We start from the raw sequence: 557 nt of genomic DNA on the forward strand, positions 1-557 counted from the left end.
GAAATACCCGAACCTCCTACACATACAGCTCTCGGAGGATACGCGATGACATTCGGAATCAAGGGCTATAATCATGCTGCAGCTGAGCGCGACTTGCGAAACGAGCTCCTGTCAGAGATCATCAAGCTTGCTGATCTTGTCGCCGATACGGCCAAAGGAAACATCCGTTATTATCCTGAGGTGCGCAATCATGTCAGGCAGCATCTTGAAGTACTCGCTTCCGACATGTATAGCATGGAGATTACGGCGGATTACTGGCAAGCATGGCTGGAGCAGTTTGGTAAAGGCTCCTTGATGGCTGGACCAACACAAAACCCCGGACTCACCAGATATATGAATTCGGATCTATGGAACAATTTGCGTTCCCGATCCAGCAAGGCAGTTGCCGGGCGTGGCGAGGGAAGGTACAAATCAATCGACGGAACATTTAAATTTTCAGAAGGCAGCATGGCAGGCGTGGATCTGGAGGAATTGGCGCAGCGCGGGGATATTGACAAGAAGTTTTCCCCTACGCCGCCTACTTACTTCCTGCGGATCGCGCTGCAGGCTAACCGGCA

1 protein-coding gene is annotated in these 557 nt (G+C 51.7%); it reads left to right on the top strand.

Annotated elements, in window-relative coordinates; all coding sequences use genetic code 11:
- Window positions 1–45: 45 nt before the first annotated feature.
- On the top strand, window positions 46–557 hold a 512-nt coding region (locus tag FGT79_RS30665; protein WP_138756595.1), incomplete at its 3' end, for a hypothetical protein.

The organism is Paenibacillus sinopodophylli, assembly GCF_005930355.1.
GTDB lineage: Bacteria > Bacillota > Bacilli > Paenibacillales > Paenibacillaceae > Pristimantibacillus > Pristimantibacillus sinopodophylli.